The sequence below is a fragment of the Pseudoalteromonas sp. CO348 genome (assembly GCF_004208845.1).
In the GTDB taxonomy this organism is placed as follows: Bacteria; Pseudomonadota; Gammaproteobacteria; order Enterobacterales; family Alteromonadaceae; genus Pseudoalteromonas; species Pseudoalteromonas maricaloris.
Genome location: NZ_SGPI01000033.1, coordinates 281,730 through 298,187, shown reverse-complemented (window position 1 = coordinate 298,187; position 16,458 = coordinate 281,730). Strand labels below are relative to the sequence as shown.

The window sequence follows — 16,458 nt, the reverse complement described above, 5'->3', positions numbered from 1 at the left end:
GCCATGAAAAACAATAATAAACTCACAGAGGATAAGGGTATGATGCTGACATCTGCACAACTCGATATTTATCTGGATCAAAAACGATATCCAAGCTCACCAAACTATAACATTGGTGGAGTGATTACAATTAAAGAGCCTATTTGTGTGGCCTCCTTTCAACAGGCTATGGCGCAACTAGTGGCTGAAAACGATGTTTTTCACCTCTATTTCCAAGAGCAGATGGGTCAACCAGTTCAGTGTCGCGCTGAAGTTGCGTGTAAGTTCGAATATCTTGACTTTAGTGCCGCTTCTGATGCGAAAGAACAAGCGAAGCAGTTTGTAAAAACACAGCTAACGCAGCCTTTTGATTTATCTGAACCTGGTTTATATCAAACCTTCTTGCTCAAACTAACGAGCGACGAGTATTGGTATGTACCGATTGCGCATCACTTGGTTACTGATGGATTTGGTTACAGCAACTGGTTTGATACGTTATTTAGATATTATTTGGCACATAAAGATGGAAACGGCATTGTTGAGCCTATCCAGCTGACGCAGTTTGAACACGTTGTCGATTATATGCATCACAATGTGGATATTAGTGCTGCAACAGCAGACTTCTGGCAGCAAAAGTTCAGCAGCCAATTGCCAGATAGAATGTTTGTTCCCAAGCAGCTAAATACCCCCCTGATGCATGAGAGCTTTTTGAGCCAGTATGCGATTGCTCAGGCAGACTATACTAGCCTATCTGAGCTGGCAAAAAACATGGGAGTCCGTATACATCATCTGTTTATGGCAGCTATCTCATGTTATTTAAACCTTCAATATCATACATCTGACATTATTTTGGCTTTGCCGTTTCACAACCGTGATAAAGCCACCATGCGAGCAATTGGCGGCATAGTCTCTGTTTTACCAATGCGTTTTGGCATCGATCAACAGTGGACCATGGCTGACCTTGTGAGTGAGATCCGCACGCAAATGCGAGATGTCTCAAAGTTTAAGAAATATCCGGTAAGTAAAATTGTTGAGCACGCTCGTCAGTTGAAGCCAGACCTTGAGCGCTTATTCGATGTCCAGTTCAATTATCAAAAGCTAGATTATAAATATGCAGACGGACAGATAGACGCCGAATCAGAGTTTATCCCTCCTGGGGTGGAAACCACACCTTTGTTATTCAATCTTTGTGAATATGGCGACCATCAAGATGTGATTTTACAGATTGAAGCAAATCGCGCATTTTTTGATGAATCTGATGTGGCAGTCATATTCGAACGTCTGTTTGCTATTTTGGAAGCTATACGTCACAACCCAGAGCAGCAGATCTCAGGCTTTAACTTTTTCAATGAGCAGGACTTTCAGGCTTATCAAACGCTAAACGGCAGCTCGGAAGCGTGTGACAGTAGTAGCCTAGTGCAACGTTTTAATCAGCAAGTAACTGACCGCCCAAATAGTATTGCGCTAGTTGTTGGTGAATCTACTTGGACTTATCGCGAATTAAGCGAAAAATCGGCGCAAATAGCTGAAATTTTAACGTCACAAGGACTCCAATCTGGCGATTGTGTAGGGTTATGCCTCGATCGCAATGAGAATATGGTTGCCACGTTATTAGCTTGCTTATCTATAGGCGTAACCTATGTACCGCTAGATCCTTCTTATCCGCTAGATCGTCTGACCTTTATGTTTACTGATAGTCAGGCTGCGCTGTTGGTGACTGATACGCAGGTATCGAAAACGACTCCGATTGATGCTAAACGTACATTACTTATTGACCAATTAACCGCCGATATAGAGGCGCCAAGGCAGCATAGCCTTAGCTTTTTGACAGAACGTGAAGCTGTGGGTGCTTATATTTTATACACTTCAGGGTCTACGGGTCGTCCTAAAGGCGCATTGATTGCTCAACGTAGTTTAGACAACCTCATTGGTGGCATGGTCGCGCGCCTTGAACTTACAGAAGCATGTCATTGTTTAGCAACAACAACGATAGGGTTTGATATTTCGACTTTGGAAATATTTGCCCCTTTGGTTGTTGGTGGCAAAGTCACGTTGGTTGGACATCAGATAGGTAAGGATGCACTTAAACTCGCAGCGTTTGCAAATACATCTGAGTACAACTTATTCCAGTGTACTCCAACGATGTGGCAAGCCTTAGTTGAGGCTGGTTGGCAAGGAAATGCTCAAGCGACATTGGTCACTGGTGGTGAGCCGCTTTATCCAGCACTTGCAGAGCAAATGCTGTTGCGATCGAAACGAGTTATTAACGGTTATGGGCCAACGGAAGCAACCGTGTACTCCTTGGTTGAAGAGGTGCATAGAGACAAAGATGGTATACCAAGTTGCCGGTTATCAAGATCACTTCCTAATTACCGTCATTTTGTTGTTGATACTCGAGGGCAGCTAGCTCCGGTTGGTGTGAGTGGTGAGCTATGTATTGCGGGCGATGGTCTTGCGCTTGAATACATAGGTCGACCTGATATTACTGCTACTCAGTTTGTGCACTTGCCTGCAGTTGCCAACGAGCGACTTTATCGAACAGGGGACTTAGTCACTTTACACCGCTCCGGTGAGATTGAGTATTTAGGTCGTATCGATCATCAGGTAAAAATCCGTGGTTATCGTATTGAATTGGGGGAAATCGAAGAAAAGCTATCGCAACTGACCGGCATTAAGCAGGCGGTGGTGACCACGCATGGTGAGCGAGGTAGTGATGTAAAGCTGGCTGCGTATGTCATCATGGAGTCTAGTGCTGCACTTGATGTTGAGGCCATACGTACTGCGCTTGCAGCTGAGTTACCTAACTTTATGGTGCCTCACTTTTACACCGAAATGAATGCATTTCCATTGACTTCTAGCGGCAAGGTAGACCGCAAAGCGCTGCCTGAACCCGCACATCGAGAAGTTGAGTTTCTCGCAGCAACAACTGACACCGAGCATTTGTTAAGCACGATTTGGCAGTCGCTATTTGAGCGAGATGCAATTAGCGTGACACATAACTTCTTTGAGCTGGGTGGTCACTCTTTATTAGCCATGAAGATGTTTGGTCAGATAAGACAAAGATTACAAGTGGATCTGCCACTTGCTTGCATCTTTGAACAGCCAACGATTAGGCAGTTGGCGAGCAAAGTCGATACGATGTTGGAAGATCAATCATATAGTCCGGCGACTCGCAATCTGACTAAGTCGGACATCGAACGTGGACATCCTTTATCGCGCTCTCAACTGTCAATGTGGGTGATTGATAAGCTCAGTTATGGCACGGCGCAATACAATATGCCTGGAGTATTTTCCATCACTGGGGCATTGCAGGTTAGTGCATTACGGAATGCGTTAGCGCAGCTAGTTAGCCGCCATGAAGTGTTACGCACAGTGTTAATCGATGACGATTATACGGCTAAGCAATACGTACTCGAAGACTATAGCTTTGATGTGCCAATGATAGACCTCTCGGGTAAACAAGATGTGATGTCCAGTGTTGAACATTTTGTTGAAGCCGAAGCGAATATGCCTTTTCAACTAGATGTGGGTTTAAAAATTCGCGCCAAAATTATTAAAACTGCGCCGGAACATCACTTTTTGCTACTGACTTTGCACCATATTGCCGCTGATGGATGGTCTATCAACATCTTAACCGAAGAGCTGAAGATGCTTTATCGCAGTGTGTTGAGAAATGAAGCTGCTGAACTTCCGACTCTGGATATTCAATACAAAGATTATGCGCATTGGCAACATCAAAACATTCAGGACGGTTTACTGGATGCGCAATTAGAGCATTGGCTTGACTTTTTGGCGGATCATCCACAAGTGCATGGTTTGCCGTTGGATTATCCTCGACCAGCACAACCTTCATTTGAAGGGCGTAGCTACAAGTTGACTATTGATAGCCAAATGCGCTCGCAGTTACAGGCTTTTTGTCAGCGTAAAGACATGACGCCGTTTATGGTACTACAGCTCGTGTATGCCCTTTTAATCGCAGAGCAAAGTGGCGAAAGCGATATCCTAGTTGGCACACCTGTAGCTGGTAGAAATCATCCTGATATCGAAGGATTAATAGGGTGTTTCACTAATTCAATAGTACTTCGCAATAGGATCGATTTTGGTCGACCCCTTGAAGACTTATTGGCCGAGTCCAAACAGTCTGTGATGTCTGCTTTTGATAATCAGGATGTTCCCTTTGAACTATTGGTAGAGCGATTAAATCCCGAACGCAACCAAAGTTACAACCCGATCTTTCAGCTTTGGTTTGTTTACCACAGCCAACAATTCAACCCGATGACGTTGGATAATTTAAAAGTTGAGCTGGTGGAGCCTCATACTCCAAGCGTTAACTTCGATCTTTCATTGTCGGTATACGAACAGGAAAGCACATTAACACTGGATTGGGAGTACCGCCCTGAGTTGTTTAACGTCGATACGGTAGCGCAATACGCCGCGCGCTTTAAGGCTATTTTGCAATGGTTCCTTGAAGGGTCTGACACGTTAATTCCTTTGACACAAATGTCCTCACAAAATATTGAAGTGCCAATCGTTGAGCAAGGAGTGTTTGCTGCACGAGTGGTCGCAAATGCTACCGCCAGTCCTCAGTCAACGGCAGTGGTAAACGAAGGACAAACAGTTGCTCAGCAAGCCCTGTTTGCCAAAGTTAGACGCATGCGCGCTTATTTAGATGCTCAAGGCGTAAAACCAGGTTATTCGGTAGGGGTTTGTTTAGAACATGGTTTAGCTTTATTAGTCACTCAAATGGCCTGCTTATTCAGTGGTATCACCTTTATCGTATTAGACCCAGATAGTGATACGCAGACGATAGATGAAGCAATCAAGCGTTTTAACCTAGAATTCGCGGTTACGCAGCGTCATTTAGGATCATTCTTAGCTGATACACCGGTAAAAGTGTTGGATACAACAGAAGCGCTGGCTTTTAAGGTACCGACAGGGTTTCTTGAGCCAGAAGCAAAGTTATCGATTCAGCCTATTTGTATTCTGTATCCGGGATCCGATAACGAAATAGCACTAACACAACACGATCTCGTCATGCTATCGGGCAAGCTCACCAATGAGCTTCAACCACAGCAGAGTCACAGTAATAAGTTTATTTGGAATGCATCCGTGTCCTTCGATTGCTCTGTCATGGCGCTATGTCTAATGAGTATTGGCTTCGAATTACATATCGTTGACACCAAGACTCGATACTCAATTACTGAATTGAATGATTACTTAGCATCTCAACAAGTAAACCTGATTGAGCTGACGCCTGGGTACTTAAGTTTAATGCACAGTCAAACTGGGCTTACGTTTAGTCACACAACGGATCTGCTTATCAATGGTACAGAGGTGGATACACACCTGACTGAAATCCTAGCGCAATATCAAGCAACATCAGATGCCAAAGTGATAGCAGTCAACGCACTTTTTGAAGAGTTCCGCTTAATCAAACTTAACCAGCTATCAGCGTCAACTCAGCATGTTGGCAGTCTTGCACAGACTCAAGGCAAAGCCATACAACTGCGCGAACGCATTATAGATATTTTGCATGATATTTATGCATCGTTACTAAAAAAAGACCAAGTCAAAGTCGATGCAGGGTTCTACGAATTAGGAGGTAATCCATTACAAGTACAGGGTTTATGTTCATCTTGTGAACAGCATTTTAACTTGGGACTAAATGTGTCGACATTTGCCAGTGGTCCCTCTGTTAGCCAATTGGCAGAACTAATCTCATCCATTTTTAACAATCAAAGTATGGCCAGTCCAACGATGACAGCTACTACTTCGCCGCAAACTTTAAGGAAATAACCATGAACACACAAACAATAATAAATCAATGTCTTGAGCAAGGAGTTCGACTCTCTGTAGAGAACGGCAACTTGCAAATCGATGCGCCAAAAGGCGGATTGAGCAATGAAATGATCACTATTTTACGAGAAAATAAAGCGCAGCTTATTGAGTTCATTAATAAATTTTCAGCACAGAAAAGTGCTGTTGAAAAACAAAAACTCAAGCGTGCGGTGATTGATGGACCTATTCCGCTATCTTTTGCTCAACAGCGCCTTTGGATTATTGACCGTATTGAGCAAGGCTCTGCACAGTACAATATGTCTGCGGCATTTAAGCTAGATGGCAGCCTTAACCAAGCGGCTTTCATTGCAACGATCGATGCCGTGATTGAGCGCCATGAGATTTTACGTACTGTATACAAAGAAACGAACGACAAATGTGAACAGGTTATCCGAGATCAGGTCGATAGTGCGGTGACCATTATTGATTTCACTCACTTGCAAGGAGATGACCTGTACGACGAGATCCGTTCGTTGGCAGAGCAAGATGCGCTAAAGCCATTCGATCTGCAAAACGACACTATGCTGCGAGTTCAGTTAATTAAAGCGTCAGGGTCTGAGCACTATGTGTTGTTTAACATGCATCACATTGCTTCAGATGGTTGGTCTCTTGGTGTGTTAGTCAAAGAGTTCTTGGAAGTATATACCGCGTACAGTCAAGGCCAACCGAATCCGTTAGTTGAGTTGGAAGTGCAATATAAGGACTATGCACACTGGCAACGTCAATGGCTACAAGGTGAAGTATTTGAAAATGAAGTGGGTTACTGGCGCGAACAGTTAAAAGGCCTACCAGCAACACACAGCCTACCATTAGACCGTAGTCGCCCAGCACAGCAAGGCTTTTTAGGTAATTCATTGCGCTGTGAATTGAGTGTCGCGCTAACGAAAAAACTAGATGCATACTGCCAACAACAGGGCGTAACACAGTTTATGGCTCTGCAAACGATTTATGCCTTATTGGTTGGTCAATGGAGCGCCGAAGAAGATGTCGTTATGGGTACGCCAGTCGCAGGCCGTATTCACCAAAACGTGGAACCACTCATTGGCTTCTTCCTAAACAATTTAGTACTACGTACCGACTTGTCAGGTAATCCAAGCTTCAATGAACTTATCGCCAGCAATAAAACTACGTTATTAGAGGCATTTGAACATCAGCACCTGCCGTTTGACGCGCTTGTTGAAGACTTGAACCCTGAGCGTAGTAGCAGTCATCAACCTATGTTCCAGCTGTGGTTTGTACTACAAAACCATGATAGCGGTACGTTCCAGCTCCCTGGTTTAGAAATGTCGGATCCGGAAGAAATCCTCTCAGGTGTTGACGTGGTCAACTTTGATATCTCGCTAAGTGCCGCGGTGGAAGAAGGAAAGCTAGTACTGGTTTGGCAATATAAATCGGATCTGTTCGACGCACATACCATGGAGAACTTTGCTCAATCATTTGAAGCGTTGCTAGCAAATGCTATCGCTAATGGAGACGAGAAAATCTCGACAATTTCTGGTGTGACAGAAGGTACTCTACAGCCTTGGCAAAATGCGAATGAACATACCTTTGAAAACAAAACCAATCTGATTAAGTCGATTTTTGAATTCGCACAACAAAATCCAGATGCAATCGCGTTACGAGTTGAAGATGAAGCCATTAGTTATGGTGAGCTTGCAGCGAAAGTCAGTGAGTTTTCTCAGCAATTAACAGCGCTAGGCGTGGTAACTGAGTCTCCTGTTGGTATTTGTGTCGACCGCAGTATCGAACAGCTAATTGCCCAACTAGCTGTGATGCACGCGGGTGGCGCATATGTCCCACTAGATGCTGGAGCACCTAATGATCGCATCGAATACATCATTGCTGACACTGGACTACATATCGTTGTTGCTCAGTCTCATTACAACGATAAATTCAAAGACATCAATTGTCAGACTCTGACTATCGATCACACACAGTTGGTGGCAACTGGTGAGATCAATGTTGACGATATCAACTTGTCAGCTGAGCAATTGGCTTACGTGTTATATACATCAGGCTCAACTGGTAAGCCAAAGGGCGTGGCAGTTCAACACGGTAACTTGGTGAATCTTGCAAACAGCATGAAGCTGCTGTTGTCTGAGCGTGGGGTTTCAGGTCAGTATCGCTGGGCATGGAACGCGCCGATGATTTTCGATGCTTCTGTTCAGGCTCTGACTCAGTTGGCTTTTGGTGTGGAGCTTAATCTACTAAAAGATGAATTGCGAAAGGATCCAAGCAAGTTACTTAGTTACCTTACCGAAAATAAAATCGACGTACTCGATACCACCCCTGCATTAGTTGATTTAGTGCTTCGTGAAGCCAATGAGCAGGGAATTGCGTTGCCGAATTTATTAATCGGTGGTGAGGCTATCAGCTCTGAATTATGGCAAAAAGTGGCATCACATGCTTCTGAACATCAACGTTTTGCGCTCAACGTCTATGGGCCTACAGAATGTACTGTTAACGCGACTTTCTCTGATATTACCGCTGAGTCTATACCAAATATTGGGCGTCCATTGCCGAATTGCCAGACTTATATTTTGAATGATGCATTAGCACCGTTAGCGGCTGGCGCAAAAGGTGAAATATACATTGGTGGTGAAGGGGTTGCTCGTGGCTACTTTAACAATGATGTGTTAACTGAAGAGCGTTTCATCGAGTCTGCTACTTTTGGTCGTATCTACAAAACCGGTGACTTAGGGCGTTGGCTGGCAGATGGCACTATTGAATACCTAGGACGTAGTGACTTCCAAGTTAAGTTACGTGGTTATCGTATCGAACTAAACGAAATTGAGTCTGTTATTTTGGAAGATGCGGGTGTAACTGATGCCGCAGTACTCGTCAAGGATGAACAGCTAGTCGCTTACGTGGCAGGTGCAGATGTAAATCAAAATAGACTCAGTGATTGGATGAAAGCAAAACTTCCCGCTTACATGGTTGCTGCCGTCATCATTGAAGTTGAAGAAATCCCGTTAACGAAAAATGGTAAGCAGGATCGTAAAGCGCTACTTAGCATTGAGCTTGAAGAAGTGATTGATGACTACATTGCGCCAAGATCAGAGATGGAAGCGCGTTTACAAACCATTTGGCAGGATTTATTGGGCAAAGAGTCTATCAGCATGGACGACAACTTCTTCGCTATCGGCGGTCACTCTCTATTGGGGATCCGGGTTGCGAGTGCCTGCCGTGAGCAACTTAGCATTGAAATACCATTAAAAGTGCTAATGGAAAACCCAACTATTCAAGCACTTGCTGAACAGTGTGAGCTCTATGAGAAACAAAAGTTGGTAATGTCTAGCAGCGTCGCGCGTGATGATGACGAAAGGATGGTGATATGAGTGTAGAGCACATCATTGAACAGTGCTCTACTTTGGGCCTCAGGCTGTCTACGGACGGCCAGAGCCTGAATATCACTGGCGATAAGAGTAACCTGATCCCTGAACTCATAGCGATGCTTAAGGAAAATAAAACAGCTCTGATTACATATATTCAGCGGTTTGCTGCGCTAGAAGGTGAACGGCAGCGTTATCGTATTACGCCAGTAGACAGAAATGGGCTTCTGCCCGTTTCTTCTGCACAACGCCGAATTTGGTTATCACAGCAGATGTCAGATGCTACGGCGACTTACAATATGCCAAATGGTGTGCACGTGGTTGGAGAGTTTGACGAGCTTATGGCTCGTCAGACAATGCAAATGATAGTTGCTCGTCATGAAGCATTGCGTACTGTTGTACATTACCAAGGTGAACAGCTGGTGCAAACGGTACGTGAAGCGGGCGATGTTGACTTTATTATTGAAGATTATAGTCATTTATCAGCTGCAGAAAGTGAGGCGCTTGCACTTGAGTTTGTACGTAAGGATGCTGATAGGCCTTTTGATCTTGAACATGACCTCATGCTTCGAGGTGGTTTTTTAAGGCAATCTCCAGAGCGGGGTATTTTGTTCTTCAATGTCCATCACATTGCTGCTGATGGCTGGTCAATGGCATTGTTACTTGACGAATTCAAGCATATTTATAACGCTTTATTTCATGGTATTGCGCCACAGCTTCCCGACGTTGCAGTGCAATATGCCGATTATGCAAATTGGCAATCAGAGATGCTACGTAGTGATAATGTGGAGGGATCAAAGACCTACTGGCTAACTCAATTACAGGATTTGCCAAGCGTTCATAGTATCCCATTGGACTTTTCGCGACCGGCATCTACCGGTGGTAGAAGTGACTTTAGAGTTGCACAGTTATCAGCTTCTTTAAGTCGCAAACTAAAAGCGTTGGCAACAACACAGCAAACATCATTATTTGTGTTGTTTCATGCCGCTATTTCGGTGGTACTGGGGCGCTACGCAGGTAGTGACGACGTTGTCGTGGGCACGCCAGTGGCGGGTAGAAAGCAAAAAGAACTAGAAAAAACGTTTGGCTGCTTTATTAACAACTTAGTGTTGCGCTTACGCCTAGACTCAAAGCAGTCATTTGCCCAGCTGTTGTCGGCAGCCAAACAAGTGAATGAATCTGCGCTTGAGCATCAGGATATTCCATTTGAATATTTAGTTGAGGCGTTAAAACCAGAGCGTAGCAATGGTTATCATCCGCTGTTTCAAATCGCGCTCGTACAGAATAATCTAGATATTAGCACAGAGGCAGAGATCCCATTGGCAGGAGAGGTCGTGTTGCAATCGTTTGACTCAGCAGAGCTAAGCGCAAAATACGATATCCAAATAAACATCGTTGACACAGTTGATGGCATTCAAGTGAGCTTTTCATTTGACACTAACCTGTTTAAGGCCGAAACCGTCGCGAGAATGACCCGCCAGTTACAGATCATTTGCAAGCAAATTGCTGACAATATTGATACTCCTATAGAGCAACTTGTGCTGATTGATGATGCCGAACTTACTCAGATACAAGAATGGGAGCAATCCGCTGCATATCAGGGAAATAATTTACCTATTCATAGCTATGTAGAGCATTGGGCAGGTAGCAACCCAGACAAACCAGCTATTTGTGTCGCCGGTAACACTCTGAGTTATGGAGAAGTAAATACCCGAGCGAATCAATTAGCAAGATACCTACAAAGCCAAGGTATAAGTAAAGGTGCATTCATTGGCGTGACATTCGAACGTTCTACGGAGCTCGTGATTGCCATGCTCGCGATTGTCAAAGCTGGCGCGGTTTACGTCCCTCTAGATCCCGATTATCCAGCGGCTAGGCTGCAATATATGATCGAAGATACGGCGCTAGAGCAAGTATTGACTACGACAGCGTTAGCACCCATTTTTGAGCAGTACGAGATTGCTGTCGTGGCAGTTGATGCGCTAGAGGTTGAAGCTGAAATTGCAACTCACAGTGGTACTAATCTTGATTTAACTACCAGTGGCGATGATCTTGCCTACATTATTTACACCTCTGGATCGACAGGTAAGCCAAAGGGGGTGATGGTTGAGCACTTAGGTATTGAGCGATTAGTACACAACCCTAATTATGTCTCATTGAGTTCGGCTGAAAATATCTTATTCATTTCCAATACCGCGTTTGACGCTGCCACATTTGAGATTTGGGGAGCATTGGCAAACGGTGCAACATTATATGGGATGGATAAGGCTTGTTTACTTGATGCCAACCGCTTTGCTGATGAAGTTCGTCGCATGAACATTTCCACAGTGTTCATCACTGTGGCGCTATTTAATCAAATAATTGCTATTCGTCCAGATGCATTTGCCTCACTAAATAATGTCATGGTTGGTGGAGAGAAACTCGATAAATATACTATTGATCGCGCGTTAGCTAATGGTAAGCCCATGCGTTTATTGAATATTTATGGACCGACTGAAAATACGACATTTAGTACTTACTATGAAATTGAAGAAGTAGGGAGAGTCCAATATCCAATCGGTAAGGCAATCTCAGGTACGGGTTGTTATATTTTGGATGCTGAGCAGCAACGCAGTGCCGTTGGCGTTGTTGGTGAGCTGTACTTAAGCGGAATAGGACTTGCCAGAGGGTACTTAAACAAACCTGATATGACAGCAGAGCGTTTTGTCCATGTTGATTCAATTACGAGTGAGCGACTTTATCGCACCGGCGACATGGTTAAGTGGGATGAAAATGGCAATGTTTGTTATATCGGCAGAACCGATAATCAGGTAAAGATCCGCGGATTTCGTATCGAGATCGGTGAAATAGAGCAAGCGCTAACAAATCTAACCGATGTCAAAGAGGCCGCAGTACAAGTCGAAACTGAGGGTGGGCAAAAAAGCTTGATTGCTTATGTAACTTGCCATCAGGTACAGAGTGTTGAGGCGATTAAACAGGCACTTACTCCGTGTTTGCCTTTACATATGCTCCCGGCTCAGATTGTACTTTTAGAAGCGATGCCACTGACCGCAAATGGCAAAATAGATCGTGCCCGCCTGGTGCGTGAGCAAAGTAATACGGCTACGAAACTGACACCACCCTCTAGCGCTTTAGCGAGTGTAGTTGCCAATATTTGGGCTGTTGCTCTGCAGCTTGCGCCAGAGCACATTGGCATGGAAAGTAATTTCTTTGAACTCGGCGGCCATTCGCTACTGGCGATGAATGTCGTGCACAAAATTCATCATGCTGCACAATCTGAAGTGCCTGTGCAATGTTTATTTGAAGCGCCTACACTGGCTCAATTTACCGAATTAGTCGCGCAATATCAGCATACCACTAGCTTACTTAGCGTCACCAAAGCGCCAAGTTCGGAGCTGGGGTATCCCTTGTCGGCAGCACAGCGCAGAATGTGGTTTATCGACCAACTTGGTCATGGTAGTACGCAATATAATCTAAATTATCAGTTTGAAGTTCGCGGTGATTTTAACATTGATTCAGCCGAACGCGCGTTTTTAAGCCTGCTTCAGCGTCACGAAGTATTAAGAACGTCTTACCATGAAACCGATGAAGGTGAGATACAGCAGGTTCAGCCAATTTCAGCATTTACTATTGCTCACTACCATACCAGTGCAGAACACTATGCTGATGAGTTAATGAGAGTGCAAAGTGAGTTGAATGAATCATTTGATCTCACCAGTTCTCCGCTGATACGCGTGGCTTACATTGATGGTGCTGCGCAAAATTCGGGTACCTTACTATTGTGCTTGCATCATATTGCTACCGATGGTTGGTCGATGAACATCTTGTTTAACGAGTTCGCCGAACTCTACCGTGGGGAGCAAGAAGGTAAGAAGCCAAACTTGCCGCATAATGCGCTTAATTACACGGATTATGCTGTGTGGCAGCAAACATACTTGACCAGTGAGAGCTGCTTAGCATCGCTTGAACACTGGCAGGAGTGCCTTAAGGATGCACCAGCAGAGCATGGTATTACCTTGGATTTTCCTCGGCCGAAAATTAAACAGCAAGCTGGAGCCGTTGTAACCCAGGTTCTTGCAAAGGCTGAAGCGTTGGCGTTAAAGGATTTTATCGGCACGCATAATCTAACCCCATTTATGTTGGCACATGCAGCATTGTCGCTTGTTGTTGCAAAACATGGCCGTGAATCTCAGTGTGTAATTGGCGCGCCAGTGGCAGGTAGACATGATCAAAAGCTAGCTGATTTAATTGGACTATTTGTAAATACCATTGCACTAACGGCGCACACCGACTTTGCGACTCTGGGAGAGTATTTAGCTCACATACGTGACGTCAATATTGCCGCACAATCACATAATTTGGTGCCTTTCGATTTAGTAGTTGATGCGCTTAATGTGAATCGCTCCGCAGCGATAAGCCCTGTATTTCAGATAATGTTGACTACGGATGGAGAAGATAGCTTCCGGTTTGATAAAGCAGACTCGATAGAGGCTTTATCAGGTGTTGAGTTTACCTCGCTAACGGATGGAAAGATCACAACCAAGTTTGATTTAGATGTTCATTTTGAGCTGTCTGACCACCAGTTAACCGTTAATTGGGTATACGACACTAGCCTATTTAAAGCATCGAGCATTGAGCGATTGTCCGAGCAGATGATGCAGTTGTTACGCGCGTTGGTAAAAGGCAATTTGCAGCGCGATATCATGACTTTACCAATGAGCGCGTTGACGCTTTGTAACGAAGTTCAAACCACAGCACTACTCGCTAAGTTGAATCCGCTAGACTCGACGCAGCCTGTTGTTGCCGAGAGTTTGGTCACATGTTGGTCAGATACTGTAGCAAAGCACGCAACTAACATCGCGCTTCACTGGCAGGATCAAAGTTGGACCTTTCAAGTATTGGCATCGCGTGTAGCAAAGTGTGCGCAAGTGCTCCAGACAGTTCATGGTATTGAGCGTGGACAGGTTATCGCTGTGCAGATGGACAAAAGTGATGAGATGGTCGTTGCTTTGTTAGCCATTATGACTACTGGCGCAGCTTACTTGCCGCTAGACCCAAGCGCACCGCGAGAACGAGTTGATTTTGTGCTAGCTGATGCTAAAGCCAGTCTGTTGATTTCACAGCCAGCTTATCAGACGCGCTTTGATAGCGCTCAGTGCCCAAGCACTACCGTCAATATGTTAGAAGTCGCACAAGTCGCTGGGGAAGTTACCCCTGTTATCGTCTCGGCAGAGGATCTTGCCTATGTGATATACACCTCAGGTACTACAGGGCAGCCGAAAGGTGTCATGGTATCGCACCGCAATGCAGTTTCATTGATGGAAGAGATGCAACGTTGGCCAATATGCCAAGGTGAACAAAACTGGGGATGGAATGCTAACTATGTTTTTGATGCGTCGTTGCAGGGGTTATTGCAGCTGATAGCTGGAATGGCGTTAACGCCGATACCAGAAACCCTTAAGTTACAACCACTACAACTGGGCGAATACCTTAGCGACAATAACGTGACGGTATTGGATTGTACGCCAAGCTTAGTCGAAATGTGGCTGGACGAAGACCTAGATGCGCAATTACCAAACCTTATCATAGGCGGTGAAGCCATCTCTGAGTCACTTTGGCAGCGTTTGGTTAAGTGGCAGCACCAGTATGATCGGAAGGCTTTGAACGTTTATGGTCCAACAGAATGTACCGTCAATGCAACGGTTGCTGAAATCTCAGGCTCCTGTCCACATTTAGGTGTGCCGTTATCTAATACTCGTTTGTATGTGTTTGATGAACATCAAAGATTAGTCGCAGAAGGAATGAGTGGGGAGTTATATATCAGTGGTGAAGGCGTTGCAGAAGGGTATTTAGGTAAACCTGAGCTAACTGCCAGCTGCTTTATTGATAACCCGTTTGGTTACCACCAATCATGCCATGCTCGGTTATACAAAACAGGCGATATCGTGCGTTTTTCAGATGGTATTTTGCACTACGTAGGTCGTGCTGACTCTCAAGTGAAACTAAACGGATATCGTATTGAATTGGCTGAAATAGAGCAGCATCTTTTCGCTTTGCCTGATGTTGTAAGGGCACATGTGATGATTAGTTATTTAGCAAGTGGTACTCCTATGCTTGTGGCATATGTACAAGGTGTATCTGAAGTGCTTGATAGTACTGGGTTGAGCGCTACATTAAGTGCGAAATTACCAAGCTACATGATACCTCAACAATATATTGCCATGACACACTGGCCAGTTACTCGCAACGGCAAACTGGATATTTCTGCATTACCACAAGTCGAGGTTGAGCCATCCGGGGACAGTTTAAGCACGGAGACGGAGTGCAAGTTAGCAGAGGTATGGCAAGCAGTATTAAGGCTACCGACGGATACGCTGCTGTTTAAGGGGTCGTCGTTTTTTGAGCTAGGTGGCAACTCATTACAAGCGGTCGCGCTAGTCCGAGCAATTAAAAAGACGTTTAATGTGCAGCTCAATGCACTAGATGTTTTCCAGCAGCAAACGTTGAGTTCACTGGCAGCAAAAGTGGATGCAATGGATAGTTATGGTGACCTTAAACAACTTGTATGTTTGCGTGAAGGCGATGACCAACAACCCCCGATTGTGTTTATTCACCCTGTGGGTGGTCAGTTGACTTGCTATGCACAATTGGTTTCTGAATTGGAAACGAATGCACCTATTTACGGGCTGCAATCCACTACCTTGCAATTTAGATCGATCACTGCGCTGGCCACACATTATCTGTCTTTGCTTGAGGTTGATATCGAGCACCCGAATTATCATCTGATCGGTTGGTCGATGGGTGGAGTAATTGGTCACACCATGCAAAGGTTGGCACAAGAAAAAGTACTTAGTCTGACCATGATTGATTCATATGTTCCTGAGCTACATAGAAATATTGAACAAAGTGAATTACAGCGGTTAGGCGCTTTTGCCGAAGAACTTGGGGTGTCGCTGGATGGCATTGCCGTTGAAGATGTACAGCATTTGGATCACGAGCAACGTCTGGCGATGCTTCATCAGTTGTGTGTGACACAGCACCTAGTTTCTAAAGCGTTTACCTTAATGGATTTACAGATGCAGTGGCAGATATTGAGCCATAACCATGCATTATTTTCAGCCCATACCTGCATTCCTTCTGCATCCAGTGCTCGACTAATTTACGCCAGCGATTTTACGGCTGTAGAGGGATGGTCAACACGTTTATCACATTGTGAAGCATTTGGCATTGAGGACACAGATCATCATGCCATTATGAAAGAAAATGAACTTAAAATACTGATTAATAAACATTTAAACTAAAATATAAA

The 16,458-nt window shown here is 44.6% G+C and carries 3 protein-coding genes; all 3 read left to right on the top strand.

Going from position 1 to position 16,458, the window contains the following annotated elements:
* Positions 1 to 3: 3 nt before the first annotated feature.
* From EXT48_RS17805 to EXT48_RS17795, 3 genes are read left to right on the top strand one after another with little or no spacing between them, the layout of a single operon-like run.
* The gene (locus EXT48_RS17805; RefSeq protein WP_130165228.1) at positions 4 to 5,775 is read left to right on the top strand and encodes a non-ribosomal peptide synthetase; all 5,772 of its coding nucleotides are present in this window, start codon (positions 4 to 6) and stop codon (positions 5,773 to 5,775) included.
* 2 nt (positions 5,776 to 5,777) lie between these two features.
* A complete protein-coding gene (locus EXT48_RS17800) occupies positions 5,778 to 9,155 on the top strand; it encodes a non-ribosomal peptide synthetase (protein ID WP_130165227.1) in 3,378 nt (1,125 codons plus the stop codon).
* A complete protein-coding gene (locus EXT48_RS17795) occupies positions 9,152 to 16,450 on the top strand; it encodes a non-ribosomal peptide synthetase (protein WP_130165226.1) in 7,299 nt (2,432 codons plus the stop codon). The genes EXT48_RS17800 and EXT48_RS17795 overlap by 4 nt, the downstream gene beginning before the upstream one ends.
* Positions 16,451 to 16,458: the final 8 nt, after the last annotated feature.